Below are 20,641 nucleotides of genomic sequence, written 5' to 3' on the forward strand. Positions count from 1 at the left end.
CAAATCGGCCGGGGCAGCGACGCCGCCCCGGCCTAAGAGTTATCAGTCTACTTTCAGATCGCCGAAGTAGGGGAAGTTCAGAGCGTTCACGATCTTTTCAGCGTGGACACCATCGCGAGCACCCCAGGCCAGATTCTGCCAGTGCAGCGGAATGAAGGCCGCGTCTTCATAAAGGATGCCTTCCAGCTTGCGCAGCAGTTCGCCACGTTTCGCCTGATCGGTTGTCGCATTGGCTTCAGCCATCAGAGCATCGGCTTCCGGGTTGCAGTAGTTGCCGGAATTGTACTGACCGTTGCCGGTGGCTTCGTCCGGGCAATGCGTCAGGAACTGGTGGAAGTTCGCGGAGTCTTCGGTGTCGGAGTGCCAGCCGATCATCATCATGTCGGCAGCGCGTTCGTCAAATGTCGGCCAGTACTGCGCTTTGGGCATGGTCTGCAGGTCAACTTTGATGTTGATCTTTGCCAGCATCGAAGCAACGGCCTGAGCGATTTTATCGTCGTTCACATAGCGGTTGTTCGGCGCCATCATGGTGACCGAGAAACCATCGGCGTAACCAGCTTCGGCCATCAGAGCCTTGGCTTTTTCAACGTCAAAGCGCGGGGTCAGGCTCTCGTCATAGCCGAGATAGCCGGCCGGGCTTGCCTGGGCGCCAACGGTGCCAAAGCCGCGCATAATGCGATCCACGATGCCGGCGTTGTTCACCGCATAGTCGATCGCCTTGCGAACACGTGCGTCTTTGAACGCTTCAACACGGTTCTGGTTCAGTTGGAACGTGATGATACGGGTGCCGGGTTCGGTGATCAGGGTGGTGCCTTCGTGTTCTTCGACACGCTTCAGATCAGTTGGCGGAACAGGTGCGATAAAATCAACGTCACCAGACAGCAGGGCTGCGACACGTGTCGGGTCTTCCTTGATCGGCGTCAGGATAATCTTGTCGACGTTGCCTTCGGAAGCGGTGTCCCAGTAGCCATCAAAGCGATCAAAGACGACTTTCACGCCCTGTTCACGCTCGGTGACAGTGAAGGGGCCGGTGCCGGACAGGTTGCGCGATGCAAAGCTGTCGCCGTGCTTGACCAGCTCGGCCTTTTCTTTGCCATCCTCGGTGGTGCCGGAGTAAAACTGGCTGTCCATCGGGAAGATGTAGGTCGCCGTGTGCAGGACCAGCGGATACGGCTCGGAGGTCTTCAGGTCGAAAGTCAGCTCGTCGATGACTTCGACGTCAGTGAAAGACGCGAAGATACCCTTGAAATCAGGGCTGGACTTCAGACGATCAAACGTCCAGTCAACATCTGCCGAGGTCAGCGGGTTGCCGCTGTGGAACGTGACACCGTCGCGCAGCTTGAACCGCATGGTGGTTTCATCGATCTGCTCCCAGCTTTCTGCCAGCCGCGGAGCGAACTGCAGATCCTTGGTCCAGCGGACCAGCGGATCAAATACCATGTGCGACAGCTGCAGCGTGCCGCCGGAAAGCTGCTCATGCGGATCCAGCGAAACCGGATCAGCGTCATAAGCGACCTTGATGGTCACCTCGGCCATCGCGGCCGTGCTCAGGGTTGCCGTCAGAGTGGCAACAGCGAGCGTACTCGCAAAATGTTTCATTATTCGTCCTCCCGTTACTGTATTGTTACTTCATCGGTATCGCAGGGGTCGCGAACAATCCAATGCCGATTGCAAAGCGGCTATGCAAAATGCGTATAGCTTGTTTTTCAAAAATATTTCAAAAACTTATGGGGCATTTGTTGGCGCAATCACCTCGGCGGATGCGCATTCCGCATAGCAAGAACCTATCAGAGGGTGGACGGGAATCGGCGGTTCTGACTGCTATACTGAGCACCCCAGCGGCGAAAAACAGCGCATCGAGGTGACGCATTGGCGCAGAAGACCGCCGGCCGAATCGAGATGAGAAAAACGACCTGAACTAAGAGAATCGGAGTTCCCTCTGGAGCGGAGAGCGCGGGTCGTTCCATGGCGGCATTGGAAACAGTCGCACGAAATTTCGTCGTTTGTACGCCGCAGACGCCCATTAACAGTCCGTTAATATGGTTAAGGCGCCAAATATTTGCCCGCAGCGCCGAATAAACCTATCAGCTTTTAGTCAAATCGTTCCAACCAGTGTGAAAGAGAGCCCACAATGGCAAATGTATTCGTTGCGTCGTTTCCAGGCGTATCTTCACTGAGTAACTATCTGGCCTTTGACAGCTTTGAAACCTCGCGCGACTCGTTCGGTACCGTTGTTTCTGCCACCGAGCTTGAACAGACGGGCGCCGATGGATCCGTGCTGCGCCTCGGCGGGGATTTTTCCAGCGAGGACCAGGCGGATTGGCAGATCTACTCGATGGACCACTCCCTGAACGGCGCGCCCATCGTATCGGTTTCCAATATCTCGATGACCTTTGATCGCTTCGCCTCACTGCCCGCCGACGATTTGGCCCGTGAGCTGCTCTCTGGTGACGACGAGATCACTGCCCTCCTCAACAGCAATGTGACTGCCATCCGTACCTATGGCGGCGGCGATCGCATTTCACTTGGCGCCGGAAACGACACGGTCGCTGCCGGCGGGGGTAATGATTTCGTGACGGGTGGTCTGGGGATCGACAACCTCCGCGGAGGCTCCGGTGCAGATACGCTCCACGGGAACGGCGGCGACGATATCCTGCGCGGCGGCATCGGCCGTGACCGTATCTTTGGCGGTCTTGGTGACGATTTCATCGGGGGCGGCCGGGGCAACGATCGTTTGATCGGTGGGGCTGGCAACGACACGATGCGTGGCGGCGCCGGTGTGGACCGCCTATTTGGCGGGGCCGGTGATGACGTGATGACCGGCGGAGCGGGGGCGGATATATTTATCTTCAATGAGGGCGATCACACTGATCGCATCACCGATTTTGAGGCGGGGGTGGACCGCATCAAGCTTGGCCGCGGAGCGGAGAGCATGCAGGATGTCGATTTTGGTCAGGTCGGCGATGACGCAGCAATCTATTTTGCCGATGTCACCGTGATCGTCGAAAACATGACATACACAGAGTTGCAGGACGCCGATCACTTCTTGTTCTGATATAATGACGCTCCAAGCTTCGCGCCTGGAGAGCGGTTCAGCAGATCAAGATGACAGATTCCAGGTAGACCCGAGGAGGTAAATGATGACTAGTGTTAAACGTAACCTGATTGCTGCGGCGCTGCTTTGCACTTTACCTGCGGTGACATCCGCAGACCCGTTGCCGCGCAGTGCAAAAATTGCCAATCCGCAGAAAATTGCAAAAATATACTCGGGAAAGACTGAACTCTGGACCAACAACTGCGGCGGAGGCATCTATTTCGCACCGGGCGGTCAGGCGCGCGCCTGGTGTGCCGACCAAAGCGACAACCTGGGCGCAGGAACCTGGGAGGTCGATGCAAACGGGCAGATGTGCCAGGATCTCGTTTGGTACTACCCAAGCGGACGCCGTGCCGGAGCCAGCGCTAACGACAAATCCTGCATCAGCCATGTGGTTGACGCCTGGGGTGTCATCTGGCGAAGCTGGCCGAACGATCCCGAATGGTGGCCGATGGGGAAAGATGCGGGTCTCGTCCGTGGATATAAATTCCAGGCCCAGGTTCAACAGACCCGGTCCAAACTGGGGTTCTGATTGATCCGGGTAAGAAGCCGTTTCAGGGGTCAGCCAAAAAAAGGGCCGACCCCTCGCTTTTGACTTGCACCCCCGCGCCGCTACGCTTAAACCCCGCCGGAGTGGACCGATAGCTCAGCTGGATAGAGTACTTGACTACGAATCAAGGGGTCGGGGGTTCGAATCCTCCTCGGTCCGCCACTTCCCCTATGTGTATGACGTCAGAGGTGTTTGACTTTTCCGTCACATCATTGACCCAACAGAGTCCCGGCCGAACTCATCCGCCGCAACATTCAGCCAGCATCCGAACACTGCTCGCTGGCGTTCCGTGTTGTCCTAAAACTTGCGCTGCGTCATTGTGCCAACATGCGTCAGCCCACAAAACAACAGTTAGATCGACATGAACGCCTCAGGGCCGATCTTCGCGTCCGGGGAAGCTATCTCGCAAAGATCGCCCGCGAATTGGGCGTGACTGACTCTGCTGTCACTTTGGTAAGAAAAAGAATGTGTCGATCTGCGAAGATTGAGCAGGCTTTGGCGGACGCTTTGCAAACTACGCCAGAGCAGCTTTTCCCTGATCTTTGCGAAGAGAGATAGAGCGGCCATTAGATTTGGCCCGAGAAATATGGACAGTTGAGCTAGGTGGATTTTCCGCTCCTGATCCGGCAGCGTGCTGGGACGAAGGAGCCCGAGATCGATGTCAAATCGTTGCACGCGAAGATAGGCCAGTTGACGCTGGAAAACGATTTTTTAGGCGAAGCGCTCGCCAAGGCCGGTCTGCTAAGAACGCTTGCTGTGACACGGCCAAACCAGGTCTGGGCGATGGACATTATCTACATCCCCATGGCGCGCGGATTTGTTTATCTCGTTGCGGTGCTGGACTGGTTCAGCCGAAAGATTCTGGCCTGGCGATTGTCGACAACACTGGAAACCGGCCCGGGCATCGAGGCTTTGAAAGATGCCAGGCGCCGTCATGGCAAGCCCGAGATCATGAACACGGATCAGGGCAGCCAGTTCACGTCCATCGACTTCATCAAGACGCTGAAGGACGCGGGCATCCAGATCAGCATGGATGGCAAAGGTGCGTGGCGGGACAACGTCTTTGTCGAACGGCTGTGGCGGACGATCAAATACGAGGAGGTCTACCTGCGCGCGTATGAAAGCGTGTCAGCAGCCCGCGAGAGCCTGTGCCGATATCTGGCGTTCTATAGCAGCAGGAGGCCGCACTCATCGCTGGACGGGCAGACGCCCGATCAGGCACATCTCAAACGGTTGCGACCAATCCCGGTCGCAGCATAATCGAGCGGGAAATCAACTTACGAAACGGCAGGAAACTGTTCACACGACCCGAACCACCTCTGCTTAGGGTGTCCAGTCGCTCGAAGAACCTTAGAATGCGTTGCAGCTGTGCGGCTCCTTTGACTTAGAACGCTCGCTAAGCTTGCTGCAGCGCATTAAAACGCAAGTGATTACCTAAGTTCTGAATGGTCAACAACTGAACAGCACGATGGATGTCGGCTTCAGGCATTTCGCGAACCCTTGGTTCGCAACCGCAAGCTGTGACCAATTCCATGGTGGATATCCTCCATTATGGACCGTCTCGCTGAATCTACCAGTCTGATGTGCAGACTCCGACCCCGAAGCTGGCGCCCCGGTGTCGGAATACTTGGTATATTGAGACCTGAGCTTATTCGGCTGCTTTAAGCTCGGTGTCGATTTCGATGGTCAGCTGGCCCACCGGGATGCTGCTGCCGACGCCGAAATCTGCCGGGTCGATTGTGCCCGACGCGGAGAAAGCCACCCAGTCGCCTTTGTAGTAATCAAAGAACTGACCGACCGGATGCGCGCCAAGGTGTGTCAGGCGGGCCTCAAGCACCACCGGTTTGGTGACACCGTGCAAGGTCAGGTCGCCGGTAATCTCGGCTGTATCCTCACCGGTGAGTTTTACACCGGTGCTGGTAAAGGTGATCTCCGGATAGGTGCCTGCGTCCAGGAAATCCGGACTTTTGGCATGTTGATCAAGCGCTTCGACGCCGGAGAAGAAGCTGTCCGTTGCGATGGCCGCTGTGATGCTGGCGGTCTCCGGGTTTGCAGGGTCCAGTTCCAGCGTGCCGCTGACCGCAGTGAATTCGCCGTGCTGCATTGAGACGCCGGCATGGTTCCAGCCCACGCGAACCTCAGTGTGGCCAGGATCTGTCTTGTAAGTTGCTGCAGCGGCTGCGCCTGTCATGATGGCAAGAGCGGCGAGGGTGCTGAGAAGGTGGATTTTGGTCATTGCGTATCCTTTCCGTTGGACGTGAAGTTAAAGGGGTTGTGAATCAAAACATGCCGTTGCCGTGGGCGAATTCGGCGGGGATTTCCTGCACCGCGTCCCAATGCTCGGCGATCAGCCCGTCCTCGACGCGCCAGAGGTCATAGAAAGCGGTGGGTTTGCCGTCGTAGATGCCTGCAGCTTGGGTCATTACGAAATTGCCTTCAGCCACCACATTGTGCAGTTCGGTGTAGCCAAAGGAGATTTCGTTCTCGGCCAAATAGGCGATGAACCCCTTCAGCCCGTCGCGGGTGTCTGGCACATAAGGATTGTGCTGCATGTAGTCGGCGCGGATGTAGTCGTCGATCCTGGCAAGGTCGCCGCCCATCAGCACGTCGGTGACGAGGCCGGTAACCAGTGCCTTGTTGGCTTCGGTCTTGTCCAGATCTGTGATTTCGGTGGTGCCATCAATCATGGAACGGCCGCTGGCGGTTTCAGTCACTTCATCCTGGATCGCATCCCAATGCTCTACCAGCTTGCCGTCTTCAAAGCGGAACAGGTCGATGATCACCTTGGGGCCGAAGAATTCCGCTGTCTGATGGATCACCACAAAGCTGTCATCACCGAACACCCGGATGGGGTTGACCTGCACTGGCGGATCCAGGGTCTCAAGAAAATCAACAAAGCCCAGCAGCCCTTTGCGCCCATCGGCGGCCTGCGGGTTGTGCTGGATGTAATTCTCGGCGACATGCGCGCGGATAAACTCGCGGTCGCCTTTGGCGAGGCCCTGCTCAAGAAGAGCCCGGGCGGTGGCCTTGTTTTCTGCGGGATCAGCGGCTGCAGAGGTTGCTACGGCTGCGGCCAGCACCGCTGTTGTTGCCGCTTTCTCGAAAATGGTCATTCAAGTCTCCTTCGTGGCTGTTGCCTGAGTCGGTCACATAAGTTACTATTAAGAAGTGTGGTTCCTATGTGGAAGAAGGCACTTTTTAGTAACTAAGGAAAATCCATGAAGCGGCGTGAGGAAATCGAACGAGAGCTGGGGCTGGATCTTTGCCCGATCCGAACCGTGCTGGCGCAGATCAGCGGCAAATGGAGCCTGCTGGTGATCCTGTTGCTGCGGGACGGGGAATACCGGTTTTCAGAAATTCAACGGGCAATCCCCGATGTTTCGCAGCGGATGCTGACCCAGACCCTGCGGCAGCTAGAACGCGATGGGCTGGTGGCGCGCAAGGTCACACCGGTGATCCCGCCGCGGGTTGATTATGCCATTACCGAGCTGGGCAGATCCTTGTTTGACCCTATCGGCGCGATGGCCGCCTGGGCGGTAGAGAAGCACCCGGAAATCATGACTGCACGGGAACGCTACGACAACGCAGGATAGGGCCGGGGCTGCGGCCCCGGCCGCCCGTTCAGGTGAACACCACTTGGATATCGGTGTATTCTGCCAGTCCTTCCTCGCCGAATTCCACGCCGAGGCCGGAGGATTTCACCCCGCCGAATGGCGCGTTGGGCTGGATTGCCCCGTGCTTGTTGATCCAGACTGAGCCGCACTCCAGTCGTGCCGCCACTGTTCGCGCCTTGGCAATATCGCTGGACCAGACCGATCCGCCCAGCCCGTTGGGGCTGTCATTGGCGGCTGCAATCGCCTCCTCAACGTCGCGGAATTTGATAACCGGCAGGGCTGGACCGAACTGCTCCTCATCCACCAGCGCATCACCATTGGCGAGGCCGGCAATGATGGTCGGCTCAAAAAACAGCCCTTCACCAGGGTTGCCGCCCAGCAGCAACTGGCCTTTATCGCGGGCCGCGGCTACGAGACGGGACACCTTGGCGTGCTGCATCGGATTTTGCAGCGGGCCAAGGATGGAGGACTCGTCGGATCCCGGACCCACAGGAATGGTGCGGGCAAATTCCACCAGCGCGGCACAGACTGCATCGTGAATGTCTTCATGCACATAAAGGCGCTTCAGCGCAGCGCAGGTCTGGCCGTTGTTGATGAAGGCGCCCCAGAACAGCCCCTCGGCGATTGCTTGCGGATCGGCGTCCGGCAGCACGATGCCCGCGTCATTGCCGCCCATTTCCAGCGTCAGCCGCTTCATCGTCGGCGCGGCCGAGGCCATGATCTTCTCGCCCGTTGCACAAGAGCCGGTGAAGACAATTTTGCGGATCCCCGGATGGGCAGACATTGCTGCCCCCAGATTGTCAGCCTGGTCGTCGCTGGCGACACAATTTAGGACTCCCGCAGGCAGCACCTCGTTCAGCAAAGCCACAAGCCGCAGCGTGCTGAGCGGAGTCAGCGGGGAGGGTTTTATCACCACTGTATTGCCGGTCCGCAGCGCGGGCAGAATGTGCCAAATCGCAATCATCACCGGGTAGTTCCAAGGGGTGATCGAGCCGACGACACCAAGCGGTTTGCGATGCAGCTCAATCCGACCTTCGGCGTCTTCCTGCAGAACTTTGACCGGCAGCGACAGCTGAGCGGTGTAACCGGCCCAGGCCTGAGCTCCGCCCATCTCAAAACGTGATCCGAGGCCATTAAGCGGCTTGCCCTGTTCGGCGGTGATTAGCTGCGCGAGCTCCTCAGCGTGCTCCGCGATCTTGTCCGTGACGGCTTCGCAATAGCGCCGCAGTTCGGTGTCGGGCAGCTGCGACCAGCTGGCAAAGGCTGCTTGCGCGGCTGCCACCGCACGATCCAGGTCCGCAAGCGTTCCGTTTGGTGCTTGGCCTGCCAGCCCGCCTGCCGGGTTGGCAACGTCGAAACTGGCGGCAGCTGGCGCGGGCGCGCCGCCGATTGTCATCTCAAATGTCATAGGGTGTCCTCCTTGGCTGCAGGTCAGGCGGCGGGCATGAAATAGTCCATATGGACCTTCCAGCCGTCGTCACCGTTCTGCCAGACAACCACATAGGCCAGATGGATATCGCCTGCGCCCTCGGCCCGCGGCGTCAGCACCACGCGACCTGTCTCAATCGCGCTGCTGCCTTCTTGCTGCACCGATGTTGTTGAGAGCTGGGCCAACTTCATGTCTTGCACCGCGCCCAGGAAGTAGGCTGAGGCACCGTCGCGCCCGGTAAAGGTCCCGATCCCCTGGCCAATCACCACCGGGTCGGCGGTGTAGTAGCCCTCCACCAGCGCGGCGACATCGCCAGCGGCAAAGTCCGCCTCGAACTGGCGCGACTTCTCGGCGATCACGTCTTTCAGGGTTGCAGTCATGGTGTAATCCTCCCTTGGATTTGCGCATGCCCTCGGCAGTCCCGGGGCGCTGACGCCAACGCTAGCCAGGGAAAGGGAGGTGCTGTATAGTGCAGATGCACTATGTGTTTGGCAGCTTGGCGCGGGATACCCGGACCCCATGAACCGCTATGATCTAAGTGAATTTGTACTGAGCCTGATGGACAAGGCCAACACCCACACGCCGCTGCATTTCCAGCAGTACATGATCGGGCTGATGCGCGGCATTACGGTGTTTGATTCCGCCTGGTGGGGCTGGTCGGTGTTCCGGGGCGGCAAGATCGCCATGGTCCATACGATGGTCAGCGGTTTGCCGGAGGGGTTCGAGCCCAAGGTCAAAGCGCATCTGGTGAATGACCCCTTTGTGCGCACCGGCCGTTCCCTGAAACGGTACGCCCGGTCGCTGTCGGTCGAGGATGCTGTGACAGATCCCGGGTTTAAGGTCTTCGCCGAGGAATTCGATCTGACCCAGATGCTTAACGGCCATTGCAAGGTGCGCGAAGGGCCGTTCAACTTTTTCATGTCGCTTTACCGGCAAGGCCAGAAGCCAGCCTTTACCGACACAGAGACTGCGGATTTTCTGGCCATCCTACGGCATCTGGAGCAGGCGTTGTCGATGTGCTTACAGCTGGACCTAGGGTTGCGGGTGGACCCCTGCAACGAATGGGCGCTGCTGGACCATGAGGGCGAATTGTTCTTGTGCTCTTCCGGCTTCAATGCGGCGGTGAAAGACGGGCTTGAGCCGGGGCAGAAGCCGACGGCCATGATGCGGGAACTGGCGGGTCATACTGTGATCACCGCGCCCTCCGGGACGACCTTCGGCCGCTCCCGTTACTCTGACGACCTTTGGCTGATTTCGGCACAGCCGGTCAGCCCCCTGAGCCGCCTGTCCCCGAAGGAACGCCATGTTGCGGAGCTGCTGATTTCCGGCGCGACGATGCGGGCGATTGCCGAAGACGTCGGCGTTTCGGTCAATACCGTGCGGAATCAGGCGGCCTCCATCTATCGGAAAACCGGCGTTCACAATAAGGTTGAACTGCTGCGCCTAGCGGGCAGCCAGCCTCGTTGAAGCTGCGGTCCACTTGCTGATGGTTGAGGCGGCAGTCGGGACTATACTGCTGATTTCCTGCGGTTTCCTTCATGTTTTTGCCAGTGCTGCATGGCTGTAGGTTAGGCGGCAAAGGGTAGTGCATATGCACTATGTTTGAGCTGCAGGCCCTTCCGTACCGTTTTGGAAAAGGGAGGATCACCATGACCAGACATTCATCTTTCAGCCGCCGCAGTTTCCTGGCCGGAACGGCCGCCGCAACCGGCGCACTGGCGATGCCGTCCATTGCCACCGCCGCCTCCAAGAAGGTGCGGATCGGATTCATCTCGCCGCTGAGCGGACCTCGCGCCTCGTTCGGGACGTCGGATCAGTGGATGGTCGACAGCATCCGCAAGCAGCTGGAGGGCGGGCTGAACGCTGGCGGCAGCACCCATGAAGTCGAGATCATCGTGAAGGACAATCAGTCCAACATGAACCGGTCGATCTCTGCGGGCAATGAGCTGATCCTGCGCGATCAGGTCGATATGCTGCTGATCAACGACGGCGATGCGGCGGTGGCTTTGGGCGAGATCGCCGATATTCATGGCATCCCGACGATGAGCACGATGCAGCCCTGGCAAGCCTGGATGTTCCCGCGCGGCTCCAACCCGGAACAGGGCTTTCCCTGGACCTTCCATTTCTTCTGGGGGGCTGATGACGCCATGAGCACCTTTGTGCGGCTTTGGGATCAGATCGACACCAACAAGAGCGTTGGCGATTTCTATCTCGACAACCCGGTCGGACAGGCCTTTGCCGATCCGGCGATGGGGTTGCCGGGCTTCATCGAGCGGGGCGGGTATTCGCGTACCGATGGCGGCATGTTCAAGATCGACGCGGATGACTATTCCGCCCAGGTCAGCCGCTTCCGCGACGCAAGCGCCGATATTGTGACTGGCTTCGGCTTCCCGCCGCATTGGATCACCTTCTGGAATCAGGCGGGGCAGGCGGGCTACACCCCAAAGGCCTGCACCTTTGCGGCGGCCTTTCTGTTCCCACAGGCGATTGAAGCGATGGGCGCGCGCGGCGATGGCATGACGACTGAGGTCTGGTGGACCCCGAATGTGCCCTTCGCCTCTTCCTTCACGGGGCAAAGTGCCCGTGAGCTGGCGGATGCCTGGGAGGCGGGCAGCAACGCGCAATGGGTGCAGACGCTGGGCTACAGCCATGCGCTGTTCGAGGTGGGCCTGAATGCGCTGGTGCAGTCCGGCGCCCCCAAGGACCGGGCAGCAGTGCGCGACGTATTTGCTGCCACAAAACTGGAGACGGTTGTGGGGCCGGTGGATTTTGCCTCCAGCCCTGTCAAAAACGTGGCGAAGACCCAGCTGGCGGGCGGCCAGTGGCGCAAGTCCTCGGGCAAGCATGCGTTTGAACTGGTGATTACCGAAAACACCCTGGCGCCTGACATTCGCGTCGAAAGCGAAACCATCGCACTGCCCAAGGTCTGAGCCATGTTGGAAGCACGCAATCTCAGCAAGGCGTTTGGCGGCCTGCGGGTGATCGAGGATGTCTCGGTCACCGTCGCACCGGGCAGCTGCCTTGGGATCATGGGGGGCAATGGCGCGGGCAAGAGCACGTTCTTTGATCTCCTGACCGATGTTACACGCGCCGATGGCGGATCGGTCCATGTTGCAGGGCGGGATGTAACCGGGCTGGACACAGCCGGGCGGGTTCGTGCCGGGCTGGCACGTGCCTTTCAGGTGCCGCGCGCATTTGCCTCTCTCAGCGTTCAAGAGACACTCTATCTGGCACAGCACGCAAGCCACGGCATCGCGCCCAAGGCCGCACGGGCGCGGGTGGAGGAGATCCTGGAGATCACCGGTCTGGGACCACACCGCAACAATCCCGGCACCGCGCTGCGGTTGTTGGACCGCAAACGGCTCGAACTGGCAAAGGCACTGGCCTCCGACCCCAAAGTGATCCTGCTGGACGAGGTGTCCGGCGGGCTGACCGATCAGGAAACCGCCGAGATGGTGCTACTGGTCAAGCGGCTGAAGGAAGCGGGGCTGGCGGTCCTGTGGATTGAGCATATCGCCCACGCACTGCAGGAAGCGTCTGACAGGATCATGATGCTGGCGCTGGGGCGCAAGCTGATTGAGGACCGCCCGGAGGTGGTTGCCGCCGACCCGCAGGTGCGCGCGCTGTATCTGGGGGCGGCGGCATGACCCTGTTGCAGATGCAGAACCTGACCGCGCGCTATGGCGATTTCCAGGCCCTGTTTGGAATTGATGCGCATGTAGCCAAGGGCGAGACCGTCGCGCTGATCGGTGCCAATGGCGCGGGAAAGACCACGCTGCTGCGGGCGATTGCAGGCTTGGGCACACGCGAGGCGGGGCAGCTGACCTTTGCCGGGCAGGACATTCTGGCGCTGGATCCCGGCGCGCTGGCGCAGCGCGGCATTGCCATGGTGCCGGAAGGCCGTCGGCTGTTTCCCAGCCTGACCGTGGCGGAAAACCTGATGATCGGCGGCGATGTCGGACGGCGCGGCCACTGGACCCTGCCGCGGGTGCTGCAGCTGTTCGACGAAATCGCGCCGATGGCGCAGCGACCTGCAGGTCTGCTGTCGGGCGGCCAGCAGCAAATGGTGGCCATCGGCCGCGCGCTGATGACCAACCCGGAGCTTTTGCTGGTGGATGAGGCCTCCCTCGGGCTGGCGCCGGTGATTGTTGATCGGGTGTATGAGGCTTTGGCCGGCCTCAAGGCGCGCGGCACCACAATTGTGCTGGTCGAACAGGATATCCGCAGGGCGCTGGCAGCCTCTGACCGTTTCTACTGCCTGCTCGGCGGGCAAGTGTCGCTGGCAGGCGCTTCGGATGGTGCCTGTTTCGAGCAGGTGAGTCAGGCCTATTTCGGAGAGAACCAATGAGCACAGCCATAGAAATCCTGATGAACGGGCTGTTCCTGGGCGGGCTCTATGCGCTGTTCGGGCTGGGGCTGTCGCTGATCTTCGGTGTCATGCGGATTGCCAATATTGCTCATGGAGAGCTGGCCATTGCCGGCGCGCTGGCGCTGTTCACCCTCGGCGCGGACTGGCCGGTCAGCTCATTTCTGCTGATGCCGCTGGTCTGCGCGGGCGCCTTCGCCTTTGGCTGGCTGCTGCAGACCCAGCTGCTGAACCGGGTGCTGAGCCCCGATCCAATGCCTGCCCTTCTGGTCACATTCGGCCTGTCGGTAGTGATGCAGAATGCCATGGTCGGCCTTTATGGCGCCAACAGCCGCAGCATCGACCTTGGCGCGGTCAAAACCGCCAATCTCACCATTGCAGGCCAGACAATCGGCTGGCTGCCGCTGGGCATCTTTCTGCTGTCGCTGTCGCTGTTCGGCGGGTTGCATCTGGTCCTGCGCAAGACCCGGCTGGGGCGCGCGGTGCGCGCAACCTCGGATGATGCGGAAACCGTGGCGCTGTTTGCAATCCGCCGTCGACGCATCTTTGCCATTGCCATGGCAGTCTCCGCAGCCTGCGCGGCACTGGCAGGAATGCTGCTGGCCTCACGCAGTTCGATCACGCCGTTTTCCGGTGCGGAGCGGCTGCTCATCGCCTTTGAGGTGATCGTGATCGGCGGCCTTGGCTCAATCTGGGCCAGCTATCTTGGCGGCATCGCCCTGGCGCTGGTGCATGTGGCGGGCTTCTACTTTGATCCGGCGTCGGGGCTGCTCTACGGGCACCTGCTTCTGCTGGTCTTCCTTCTCATCCGCCCGCAGGGGCTTGCCGGAAAGGTGGTGACACGATGACCCGCGCTATTCTTGCCCTTTTGCTGACGGCACTTACCGCCGCGCCTTTTGCGCTGAATGCAGGCGGGCTGGCGCTGCTGACCGAAATGCTGGTGCTGCTGGCCATCGCCCAAAGCTGGAACCTGCTGGCGGGTTATGGCGGCCTCCTGTCGCTTGGCCACCACGCTTTTGTCGCCACCGGGGCGTACCTCTTGTTTGCTGTCACACGGGACCTGCCTGTCTCTCCCTACATCATGGTCCCGTTGTCCGGGGCCGGGGCGGCGCTGCTGGCGCTTGCCCTGACCCCGGTTCTGTTCCGCCTGCGCGAGGTCTATTTCGCCATCGGCATGTGGGTGGCGGCAGAGATCATAAAAATCGTTGTCGGCCGGCTGGACTACTTCGGAAGCTCGTCCGGCCTGCCGCTTTATGCGGCTCGGCGGATCGACACCAGCTGGCTGCCCGCGTCGGCGCACTGGTTTGCGCTGGCACTGTCCGCGGGGCTGTGTCTGGGGCTGTGGCTGCTGCAGCAAAGCCCCTATGGCCTGCATGTCCATGCGATGCGCGATGACGAAACCGCCGCCCGCTCGCTGGGGGTGAAAACCCGGCGGATCAAAGGGACCATCTTTGTCCTTTCGGCGGCGGGGTGCGGCATGGCCGGCGCCATCAGTTTTCTTGGCACGCTCTATGTCTCGCCAATCGCCGCCTTCGACATCAACTGGACGGTGAACGCGATCTTTATCTGCGTTATCGGCGGGCTTGGCACCATCCGCGGCCCGGTGCTGGGCGTGCTGCTGTTCGTTCTCCTGCGGGAGGGGCTCGCCGCCTATCCCGGCTGGAGCCAGATTGCCCTCGGCCTCATCGCGGTTGCGGTGATGCTGTTGGCGCCGCGGGGGCTGAGCGGCCTGCTGGACCGCCTGCTCCCCAATATCAGAAGGGCCGTCTGAGGCCTGCAAGACCATACCTTCAGGAGGGGAAAATGAAGAAGAGTTTGACGCTGGCCGCCTGGCTGGCCGGATCACTGCTGCCTGCCGCTACCCGTGCTCAGGATGCGCCGCCACCGGACGCCTACGGCTCCTTGTTCCGCAGCATCGCGGGTGACGGCCTGGAAAAGAACCACCGTATTGGTGTCTTGGGCTGGGTGGATGCAACCGCCATCACGGCGTCCAGCACTGGCGTGGACGGAGCGCTCGGCAATGGCGCGTTCTTCTCCGGCGAGGAGGGGCTGAACCTCAACCAGCTGGGATTGGTGTTCTGCCGCGGCATCAGCTGCCCCGGTCCGCTGGCCGGCCGCCCGCAAGGCGTTATCGCCCGGGTCGGCCCGTTTCCGGGGCCGCGCGGCGAGCAGGTGGAGTTCGGTTTCAATATCACCGCGACCTATGGGAGGGATTCCGACTTCTTCCGTACTGCGGGGTTTGACGACTTCACCTCCGATCTGGACGATGACAACAAGCTGGCCTTCCCGCAGGCCTATGCTGAGGTCTATCTGCCGGTGCTGGGCGGCACCACGGTCTTGGCGGGGAACTTCCTGTCGCCAGTCTCTGGTAAGGAAATCGGCCTGCCGTTCACCCCGCCCAACTGGTTTTCCACCCATACCTACAGCCTGCAGCATGGGCCTGGGACCCATACCGGCGTGCTGATCAGCTCTCGTCTGCCCACGCGGGAGGGAGCCGGACTCTGGGGCTTTGAGCTGGGCGCCGTGACCGGCTGGAGCACGGTGGAAGACAGCCGCCTGACGCTGATCGGCGCGCTGCGCTGGCGCAGTGCGGATTTCCGAACCTGGGTCGACTTCGAGGCGATCTATGGAAACGGCGAGGGCGATGCCTACGGCCCGTCCCGCGGCGGTTCCGCCTATATCGCGCTCAGCAGCACCGGTGAACGGCTCGACCGGGCGGCGGCCTACCTGACGGTTGGCCATCAGGTGAACCCTGATCTGTCCCTGGCTTTTGAGGCCAGCTACGGCTTTCAGGAGGGCGGCGATATTCCGGCCCCCGGCGCGATCACCCAGAAAAGCGAATGGTACGGCCTCAATGCCCAGGCCCGTTACCAGCTTGCGGACAATCTGCACCTGAACGGGCGTGCCGAATGGTTTCGCGACGACAACGCCGCCAACATCCTGTGGGCCGCGAACGGCGCCACCGGCGGCAATGTCTATGCGGTGACGGCGGGGCTGGAGTGGCAGGCAACCCCCGCGCTGCGGATCCGGCCAGAGCTTCGCTACGACACCTATGACGGCGGCGGCACACTGTTTGGCGGCGGCCGCAACGACCAGTTCACCGCGCTGCTGAACGCAACGCTGCGCTTCTGAAACCTGCACATCGAGGAGAGACGACAATGCCGGGTACAGGATTTTACTTTGACGAGCATTGCCTGTGGCACACCACTGGCGAACACGCGCTGATCATGCCGGTCGGGGGCTGGGTGCAGCCGCCCGCTGGCGCCGGTCACGCGGAATCGCCAGAATCCAAGCGGCGGCTGAAGTCGCTGATGGATGTGTCCGGACTGACCGCCCAACTGGGCGTGCAGTCCGCCCGGCCCGTCACCGAATGCGAAATGGCGCGAGTCCACAGCAGTGACTACATTGAGCGTTTCAAGGCGCTCAGCGATGCGGGCGGCGGAAACGCTGGTCTGTTCTCACCTTTCGGAGCTGGCAGCTACGAAATTGCCGCGCTGTCGGCCGGGCTGGCGCGACAGGCGGTTTTCGATGTGATGGACGGAACCTATCAGAACGCCTATGCCCTGTCGCGCCCGCCGGGGCACCATGCTGGGCGGGATGGTTCCATGGGGTTCTGCCTCCTGGCTAATATCCCGATCGCGATCGAGGCCGCCAAAGCTGAAAAAGGGCTAGGCCGCGTCGCGGTGCTTGACTGGGATGTTCATCATGGAAACGGCACCCAGGACATATTTTATGAGCGCGATGATGTTCTGACGATTTCGATTCACCAGCAAAGCTGCTTCCCACCTGGCTCCGGCTTGGGGGAGGAGCGCGGCGCGGGAGCAGGAGCCGACTGCAACTTGAACGTCGAGCTGCTGCCGGGCGCAGGCCACCAGTCTTACGCCGACGCGATGGAGCTGCTGGTGTTGCCCGCGCTTTACGAATTCAAACCGGATCTGATCATCATCGCCTGCGGGCTGGATGCCAATAACTTCGATCCGCTCAGCCGAATGACGGCCCACAGCGGCACGTTCGCCTATCTCACCCGCGCGGTGATGAAGGCCGCGCGTGACCTGTGCGGTGGCAGACTGGTTGCGGTGCATGAGGGCGGCTATGCCGAGGCAGTGGTGCCTTTCTGTGCCCATGAGGTGATCGCCACCATGGCAGGCATCAAGAGCGATGTCGAAGACCCCTTCCGCGGCGTTGCCGAGGCCAACCAGCCCGCAGCCGATTTCGTCGAATTTCAGCGGAACCGGCTGATAAAGTTCGCGGAGCAGATTGCATCAACATAGTCAGGAGCTCTGGCTCACGGCGCCGGCCGGTTTTCTGGTCTTCGCCTCACCGCTCAATTGCAAGACTGCCGCGCGATCACACGCGACAGTTTGTTAAAAAGTAACTGCGACCGATTGGGCTTCACGCGGGGTATTCTTGCCTCGCTTGGAGCTTTCGAAAAACGGCGAGCTGCTTCATCACCAGACGTAGACCTCCATCTTGTCGGCGGCTATGGAATAGCCCGTTTGGCCAAGCGCGGTAGATTGCAGTTGCGTGCGCAGTGTTCCCGTAACCCAAACCGGATCCCAGAGCTGATCCCCCGGCCATGGTTCTGTCGCGGTGACCATCACAAGCTGGTTTGCCGGGGGCGGGGGCGTATGGATGCAGGCGCCGACATAGGGCACCAGCATGAACTCCGTCACGCCCTTTGCTCCGACGTCGAAGGGGATGATGAAACCTGGCATCTTGATATACACACCGTTCAGCTCTTCATTCAGCTTCGTCGCATTTGCGTCGTAGATCGGCCGCCAGGTGTCATTCTCAACGTCCATATCGCCTTCGCCGGTGATCTCCGAATAGGGAACTCCCGGCGGGATCAGGTCATCCCACATGATCTCGCGCGGCGTCGCTGCAGAGGCCACCGTTGGAGCAACCACCGACCCAGACAAGAGCATCAACGCCGTTCTGCGGTTCATCATTTGGTCCACCTCGCTTAGTTCACTACGTCCTTACCATCATACCATCGGCAACGGACATTCTGTAGGCTCTCATCGCAGGTATGAGGCTGACAACCATGCCGGCACAGATAACGCTCAGAATGACCCAAAACTCGCGCAGTGTTGGCGCATCAACCGGCAACCACAAGCCAAGCGCGCTGTCGAGAAGGGGTTGGGAGATGATCAACCCTACATATACCAACCCCAATCCAAGTGTTGCCCCGAGAGTGGCCATCATCATCGCCTCCAACACCAGCAGGCTAAGTATTGTTAGCGGACCTGCACCCATCGCGCGAAAGATCGCCATTTCGCGGCGCCGTTCATTCAGACTGGAAAAGATCGTGGCCATCATTCCGATCAGCGCGGTCACAACCACCATAGCCGAGACTGCAACAAGCGCGGTTTCGGCTATGCCAACAATACCCCATAGTTCTTGCAAGGCCACACCCGGCAGGATCGCCAGCAACGGCTCTTCGCGATATTCGTTGATGGAACGTTGCAGGGAAAATGTCTGGAGCGGGCTTTTGACACCGACGAGGGCCGCCGTTATCGCTTTCGGTGTCAGGTCCATCTGACGGATGACATCCACCGGCGTCGCCTGACCGGGGATCTGTGCGCCACTCTGCCAGTCGACATGGATGGCTTCTATCGCCTCCATGCTTATGATGACGGTACGGTCAACCGGCGTACCGGTCTTTCCCAGAATTCCAGAGACCCGGAATGGCTGATCTTTGTGTTCGGTGAAAGACGCAAGGCCATGCGCCACGATGATCGGGTCGCCGACCTTGTAGCCCAATGCGGACGCGACGTCGGCCCCAACCATCGCATCAAAAAGATCATCCATGACGGCGCCATTTGCCAGCGTCAACGACCTGCCTTGCCGATATCTATAATGCTCAAAAAACTCTTGGGTGGTGCCCATCACACGGAACTGCCGGTGGCTGTCGCCAAGGGAGATCGGCACAATCCAGTCCACATCAGACCGGCCCGCGATGTCCTGATAGCTTTGCCAGCTGACGTTGTTTGTCGCATTCCCGATACGAAATACTGAATAGAGCAACAACTGCACAGATCCCGAGCGGGCGCCGACAATCAGATCGGTCCCGGAAATCGTGTCGGCAAAGCTCGCCTTGGCCCCGGTTCGCACCTTATCGACGCCAAGAAAAAGGGCGACCGACAAAGCGATAGCAAGGATTGTCATGCCTACCGTCAGCGCACGCGCAAACAGCGACGCAATCGCCAGCCGCAAAATCATGATACCCCTTTCTGAACTTCGGCGATGTCCTCAAGGGTGATGACCCGGTCGAACCTTTTGCCCAGACGGGGATCATGACTCACCATCAATAGTGAAGAGCCCGTAGACGCAGTCTGTGTGAACAGCACATCGAGAAAGGCGTTCTGGGCGTTGCTATCGAGGGCAGAGGTCGGCTCATCCGCGATGATCAGTGGGGGCTGGCCAATCAAGGCACGGGCCACCGCGACGCGTTGTTGCTGACCGACGCTGAGCGTCCTGGCCTTTGCGTTGATAAGATGCTCGGGCAGACCCAGGGCAGAACACAAGCGTGCTGCCTCCGCGGCGGGCTGGCTGACCCGCCTGCGGCGTGAGGGGGCAAAGCGGAGGGGCAGCAGGATATTGTCGATCACGGATCCAAATGGGAGCAAGTTGAACTGCTGGAAGATAACGCCGATATGCTCCGCCCTGAACGTATCTCTCGCGCCACCGCTCAATCGGGAAATATCTCTGTCGGCAACAGAAATCTCGCCGCGATCCGGCAGGATTGTACCGCAGATCAATGACAGCAGCGTTGATTTTCCCGACCCGCTTTCGCCCAGAAGCAGGACTGTTTCACCCGCTGCAAGAGAGAATTGCGGGACACTCAGCGAGAACCCGGTTCGTCCGCGCCAACGATAGGCCAGTCCAGTGATTTCGAGCGTTGCATCCGTCACCTACGTTCAACGCTCCAACGTCAGGATCGGGGTGCCACGTTCGACCTGATATGCGTGCGCGCCGGATGCACCGACCAGTTGCACCTGAACCTTCTGCGCGTTGGGAAAGGCGTCGAAGTAAGCGAAGCTGATATTCGTCAGGGATGCAGGTTCGGCGCAGTTTAGCATGTAATTTGCATGAAACTCGGCGTGATCTGCTTCTTCGGTGTGATGCTCAGCATGGCCTTCATGCTCATGGTCATCATGCTTGTCGTCCGCGTGGCCTTCGTGGTCGTTATGACCGTGTTGGTTGTTATCATGCCCGGCATCTTCGGCATGATCCTCATGCACATCTTGACCGTGGCCACTGGCAGTCTCCAGCTTTGCGCTCGCCTCGCCAACGCTGCACCTAGCGGCGTCCGACATAACAAACAGGGCCAACGGATCACTGAGCCGGGCGATTGCAGCATCAACTGCTGAACGATCCGCGGCACTCTTTGCGGCATGTTCAAACCCGACCAGGTCAGCTCCGGGCGCCTGGAACTCCATCAATACCGTGCTCCCGTCGATCGCAATGTTCAGCGTGCCAACGCCGTGTTCATGCGCGCCAAGTTGACGGGTGCCCTCGGCCAACGCAGGCAAGGCAGTAACGATTGCGAGAAGAGAGAGAGTTCGTTTCATAGCAATGTCCAATG

Annotated in this window: 22 protein-coding genes, 1 tRNA gene and 1 pseudogene; 14 read left to right on the plus strand and 10 right to left on the minus strand. The window is 60.0% G+C overall.

Annotated features, from left to right (window positions below):
* Window positions 1-42 precede the first annotated feature (42 nt).
* A complete protein-coding gene (locus tag VWY75_RS00310; RefSeq protein WP_416537983.1) occupies window positions 43-1,599 on the minus strand; it encodes an ABC transporter substrate-binding protein in 1,557 nt (518 codons plus the stop codon).
* 532 nt (window positions 1,600-2,131) lie between these two features.
* Here VWY75_RS00310 and VWY75_RS00315 point away from each other — a divergent pair.
* From VWY75_RS00315 to VWY75_RS00335, 5 genes and pseudogenes are all read left to right on the plus strand, one after another.
* Window positions 2,132-3,055, plus strand: a complete 924-nt coding sequence (locus tag VWY75_RS00315; protein WP_416537984.1) for a calcium-binding protein — start codon at window positions 2,132-2,134, stop codon at window positions 3,053-3,055.
* A gap of 82 nt (window positions 3,056-3,137) precedes the next feature.
* Window positions 3,138-3,626 (plus strand): DUF995 domain-containing protein, encoded by a 489-nt coding sequence (locus VWY75_RS00320; protein ID WP_416537985.1) that lies wholly within the window; start codon window positions 3,138-3,140, stop codon window positions 3,624-3,626.
* Window positions 3,627-3,729: 103 nt separating this feature from the next.
* Window positions 3,730-3,806, plus strand: a tRNA-Arg gene (locus VWY75_RS00325).
* 165 nt (window positions 3,807-3,971) lie between these two features.
* Window positions 3,972-4,202, plus strand: coding sequence for a helix-turn-helix domain-containing protein (locus tag VWY75_RS00330; protein ID WP_416537986.1), 231 nt, complete (start codon window positions 3,972-3,974; stop codon window positions 4,200-4,202).
* A 180-nt stretch (window positions 4,203-4,382) separates the two neighbouring features.
* Window positions 4,383-4,904 (plus strand): annotated as a pseudogene (locus VWY75_RS00335) (IS3 family transposase); the annotation flags it as partial.
* A gap of 136 nt (window positions 4,905-5,040) precedes the next feature.
* On the opposite strand, the gene VWY75_RS00340 reads toward VWY75_RS00335, so the two are convergent.
* The 3 genes from VWY75_RS00340 to VWY75_RS00350 form a co-directional block, all read right to left on the minus strand.
* Window positions 5,041-5,178, minus strand: coding sequence for a hypothetical protein (locus VWY75_RS00340; RefSeq protein WP_416537987.1), 138 nt, complete (start codon window positions 5,176-5,178; stop codon window positions 5,041-5,043).
* 114 nt (window positions 5,179-5,292) lie between these two features.
* Complete coding sequence (locus VWY75_RS00345; RefSeq protein WP_416537988.1) at window positions 5,293-5,880, minus strand: YceI family protein; 588 nt, start codon at window positions 5,878-5,880, stop codon at window positions 5,293-5,295.
* 43 nt (window positions 5,881-5,923) lie between these two features.
* Window positions 5,924-6,757 carry a nuclear transport factor 2 family protein gene (locus VWY75_RS00350; protein WP_416537989.1) on the minus strand — a complete coding sequence of 278 codons (834 nt, stop codon included), beginning with the start codon at window positions 6,755-6,757 and terminating at the stop codon, window positions 5,924-5,926.
* Between the two features lie 105 nt (window positions 6,758-6,862).
* Here VWY75_RS00350 and VWY75_RS00355 point away from each other — a divergent pair, with 105 nt between their 5' ends.
* A complete protein-coding gene (locus tag VWY75_RS00355) occupies window positions 6,863-7,237 on the plus strand; it encodes a winged helix-turn-helix transcriptional regulator (protein WP_340547645.1) in 375 nt (124 codons plus the stop codon).
* Window positions 7,238-7,265: 28 nt separating this feature from the next.
* Here the strand turns inward: VWY75_RS00355 and VWY75_RS00360 are convergent, their stop codons facing one another.
* Both VWY75_RS00360 and VWY75_RS00365 read right to left on the minus strand, forming a co-directional pair.
* On the minus strand, window positions 7,266-8,666 hold the full coding sequence (locus VWY75_RS00360; RefSeq protein ID WP_416537990.1) for an aldehyde dehydrogenase family protein: 1,401 nt from the start codon (window positions 8,664-8,666) through the stop codon (window positions 7,266-7,268).
* Window positions 8,667-8,689: 23 nt separating this feature from the next.
* Window positions 8,690-9,067, minus strand: coding sequence for a nuclear transport factor 2 family protein (locus VWY75_RS00365; RefSeq protein WP_416537991.1), 378 nt, complete (start codon window positions 9,065-9,067; stop codon window positions 8,690-8,692).
* A gap of 139 nt (window positions 9,068-9,206) precedes the next feature.
* On the opposite strand from VWY75_RS00365, the gene VWY75_RS00370 reads away from it, so the two are divergent.
* The 8 genes from VWY75_RS00370 to VWY75_RS00405 all read left to right on the plus strand — a co-directional run bounded on the left by VWY75_RS00370 (window position 9,207) and on the right by VWY75_RS00405 (window position 17,324).
* On the plus strand, window positions 9,207-10,154 hold the full coding sequence (locus VWY75_RS00370; protein ID WP_416537992.1) for a helix-turn-helix transcriptional regulator: 948 nt from the start codon (window positions 9,207-9,209) through the stop codon (window positions 10,152-10,154).
* 182 nt (window positions 10,155-10,336) lie between these two features.
* Window positions 10,337-11,617, plus strand: coding sequence for an ABC transporter substrate-binding protein (locus tag VWY75_RS00375; RefSeq protein ID WP_416537993.1), 1,281 nt, complete (start codon window positions 10,337-10,339; stop codon window positions 11,615-11,617).
* A 3-nt stretch (window positions 11,618-11,620) separates the two neighbouring features.
* Window positions 11,621-12,334, plus strand: coding sequence for an ABC transporter ATP-binding protein (locus VWY75_RS00380; RefSeq protein ID WP_416537994.1), 714 nt, complete (start codon window positions 11,621-11,623; stop codon window positions 12,332-12,334).
* A complete protein-coding gene (locus tag VWY75_RS00385) occupies window positions 12,331-13,035 on the plus strand; it encodes an ABC transporter ATP-binding protein (protein WP_416537995.1) in 705 nt (234 codons plus the stop codon). Before VWY75_RS00380 ends, VWY75_RS00385 begins: the two co-directional genes overlap by 4 nt.
* The gene (locus tag VWY75_RS00390; RefSeq protein ID WP_416537996.1) at window positions 13,032-13,901 is read left to right on the plus strand and encodes a branched-chain amino acid ABC transporter permease; all 870 of its coding nucleotides are present in this window, start codon (window positions 13,032-13,034) and stop codon (window positions 13,899-13,901) included. The genes VWY75_RS00385 and VWY75_RS00390 overlap by 4 nt, the downstream gene beginning before the upstream one ends.
* Window positions 13,898-14,824: a branched-chain amino acid ABC transporter permease gene (locus VWY75_RS00395; protein WP_416537997.1), complete on the plus strand. Its 927-nt coding sequence runs from the start codon at window positions 13,898-13,900 to the stop codon at window positions 14,822-14,824. Before VWY75_RS00390 ends, VWY75_RS00395 begins: the two co-directional genes overlap by 4 nt.
* A gap of 32 nt (window positions 14,825-14,856) precedes the next feature.
* Entirely contained in the window at window positions 14,857-16,185 is a 1,329-nt protein-coding gene (locus tag VWY75_RS00400) for an outer membrane beta-barrel protein (protein ID WP_416537998.1), read from the plus strand.
* Between the two features lie 26 nt (window positions 16,186-16,211).
* On the plus strand, window positions 16,212-17,324 hold the full coding sequence (locus tag VWY75_RS00405; RefSeq protein WP_416537999.1) for a class II histone deacetylase: 1,113 nt from the start codon (window positions 16,212-16,214) through the stop codon (window positions 17,322-17,324).
* Window positions 17,325-17,501: 177 nt separating this feature from the next.
* On the opposite strand, the gene VWY75_RS00410 is transcribed toward VWY75_RS00405, so the two are convergent.
* Genes VWY75_RS00410 through zrgA form a run of 4 tightly spaced genes read right to left on the minus strand, consistent with a single transcriptional unit; the run spans window position 17,502 to window position 20,627 of the window.
* Window positions 17,502-18,002 (minus strand): DUF3299 domain-containing protein, encoded by a 501-nt coding sequence (locus tag VWY75_RS00410; RefSeq protein WP_340547655.1) that lies wholly within the window; start codon window positions 18,000-18,002, stop codon window positions 17,502-17,504.
* A gap of 22 nt (window positions 18,003-18,024) precedes the next feature.
* Window positions 18,025-19,275 carry an ABC transporter permease gene (locus tag VWY75_RS00415; RefSeq protein ID WP_416542522.1) on the minus strand — a complete coding sequence of 417 codons (1,251 nt, stop codon included), beginning with the start codon at window positions 19,273-19,275 and terminating at the stop codon, window positions 18,025-18,027.
* Entirely contained in the window at window positions 19,272-19,967 is a 696-nt protein-coding gene (locus tag VWY75_RS00420) for an ABC transporter ATP-binding protein (RefSeq protein ID WP_416538037.1), read from the minus strand. The genes VWY75_RS00415 and VWY75_RS00420 overlap by 4 nt, the downstream gene beginning before the upstream one ends.
* 6 nt (window positions 19,968-19,973) lie before the next feature.
* The gene (gene zrgA, locus VWY75_RS00425; protein WP_416538038.1) at window positions 19,974-20,627 is read right to left on the minus strand and encodes a zinc uptake protein ZrgA; all 654 of its coding nucleotides are present in this window, start codon (window positions 20,625-20,627) and stop codon (window positions 19,974-19,976) included.
* Between the last annotated feature and the right edge of the window lie 14 nt (window positions 20,628-20,641).

This window comes from Phaeobacter sp. JH20_08, assembly GCF_048056635.1.
GTDB classification, from domain to species: domain Bacteria; phylum Pseudomonadota; class Alphaproteobacteria; order Rhodobacterales; family Rhodobacteraceae; genus Phaeobacter; species Phaeobacter bryozoorum.

What these genes read in the sequence shown, in the direction of transcription:
- VWY75_RS00310 (WP_416537983.1), bottom strand. Translation starts at nt 1,599, where the DNA reads ATGAAACATTTTGCGAGTACGCTCGCTGTTGCCACTCTGACGGCAACC.
- VWY75_RS00315 (WP_416537984.1), top strand. Translation starts at nt 2,132, where the DNA reads ATGGCAAATGTATTCGTTGCGTCGTTTCCAGGCGTATCTTCACTGAGT.
- VWY75_RS00320 (WP_416537985.1), top strand. Translation starts at nt 3,138, where the DNA reads ATGATGACTAGTGTTAAACGTAACCTGATTGCTGCGGCGCTGCTTTGC.
- VWY75_RS00330 (WP_416537986.1), top strand. Translation starts at nt 3,972, where the DNA reads ATGCGTCAGCCCACAAAACAACAGTTAGATCGACATGAACGCCTCAGG.
- VWY75_RS00340 (WP_416537987.1), bottom strand. Translation starts at nt 5,178, where the DNA reads ATGGAATTGGTCACAGCTTGCGGTTGCGAACCAAGGGTTCGCGAAATG.
- VWY75_RS00345 (WP_416537988.1), bottom strand. Translation starts at nt 5,880, where the DNA reads ATGACCAAAATCCACCTTCTCAGCACCCTCGCCGCTCTTGCCATCATG.
- VWY75_RS00350 (WP_416537989.1), bottom strand. Translation starts at nt 6,757, where the DNA reads ATGACCATTTTCGAGAAAGCGGCAACAACAGCGGTGCTGGCCGCAGCC.
- VWY75_RS00355 (WP_340547645.1), top strand. Translation starts at nt 6,863, where the DNA reads ATGAAGCGGCGTGAGGAAATCGAACGAGAGCTGGGGCTGGATCTTTGC.
- VWY75_RS00360 (WP_416537990.1), bottom strand. Translation starts at nt 8,666, where the DNA reads ATGACATTTGAGATGACAATCGGCGGCGCGCCCGCGCCAGCTGCCGCC.
- VWY75_RS00365 (WP_416537991.1), bottom strand. Translation starts at nt 9,067, where the DNA reads ATGACTGCAACCCTGAAAGACGTGATCGCCGAGAAGTCGCGCCAGTTC.
- VWY75_RS00370 (WP_416537992.1), top strand. Translation starts at nt 9,207, where the DNA reads ATGAACCGCTATGATCTAAGTGAATTTGTACTGAGCCTGATGGACAAG.
- VWY75_RS00375 (WP_416537993.1), top strand. Translation starts at nt 10,337, where the DNA reads ATGACCAGACATTCATCTTTCAGCCGCCGCAGTTTCCTGGCCGGAACG.
- VWY75_RS00380 (WP_416537994.1), top strand. Translation starts at nt 11,621, where the DNA reads ATGTTGGAAGCACGCAATCTCAGCAAGGCGTTTGGCGGCCTGCGGGTG.
- VWY75_RS00385 (WP_416537995.1), top strand. Translation starts at nt 12,331, where the DNA reads ATGACCCTGTTGCAGATGCAGAACCTGACCGCGCGCTATGGCGATTTC.
- VWY75_RS00390 (WP_416537996.1), top strand. Translation starts at nt 13,032, where the DNA reads ATGAGCACAGCCATAGAAATCCTGATGAACGGGCTGTTCCTGGGCGGG.
- VWY75_RS00395 (WP_416537997.1), top strand. Translation starts at nt 13,898, where the DNA reads ATGACCCGCGCTATTCTTGCCCTTTTGCTGACGGCACTTACCGCCGCG.
- VWY75_RS00400 (WP_416537998.1), top strand. Translation starts at nt 14,857, where the DNA reads ATGAAGAAGAGTTTGACGCTGGCCGCCTGGCTGGCCGGATCACTGCTG.
- VWY75_RS00405 (WP_416537999.1), top strand. Translation starts at nt 16,212, where the DNA reads ATGCCGGGTACAGGATTTTACTTTGACGAGCATTGCCTGTGGCACACC.
- VWY75_RS00410 (WP_340547655.1), bottom strand. Translation starts at nt 18,002, where the DNA reads ATGATGAACCGCAGAACGGCGTTGATGCTCTTGTCTGGGTCGGTGGTT.
- VWY75_RS00415 (WP_416542522.1), bottom strand. Translation starts at nt 19,275, where the DNA reads ATGATTTTGCGGCTGGCGATTGCGTCGCTGTTTGCGCGTGCGCTGACG.
- zrgA (WP_416538038.1), bottom strand. Translation starts at nt 20,627, where the DNA reads ATGAAACGAACTCTCTCTCTTCTCGCAATCGTTACTGCCTTGCCTGCG.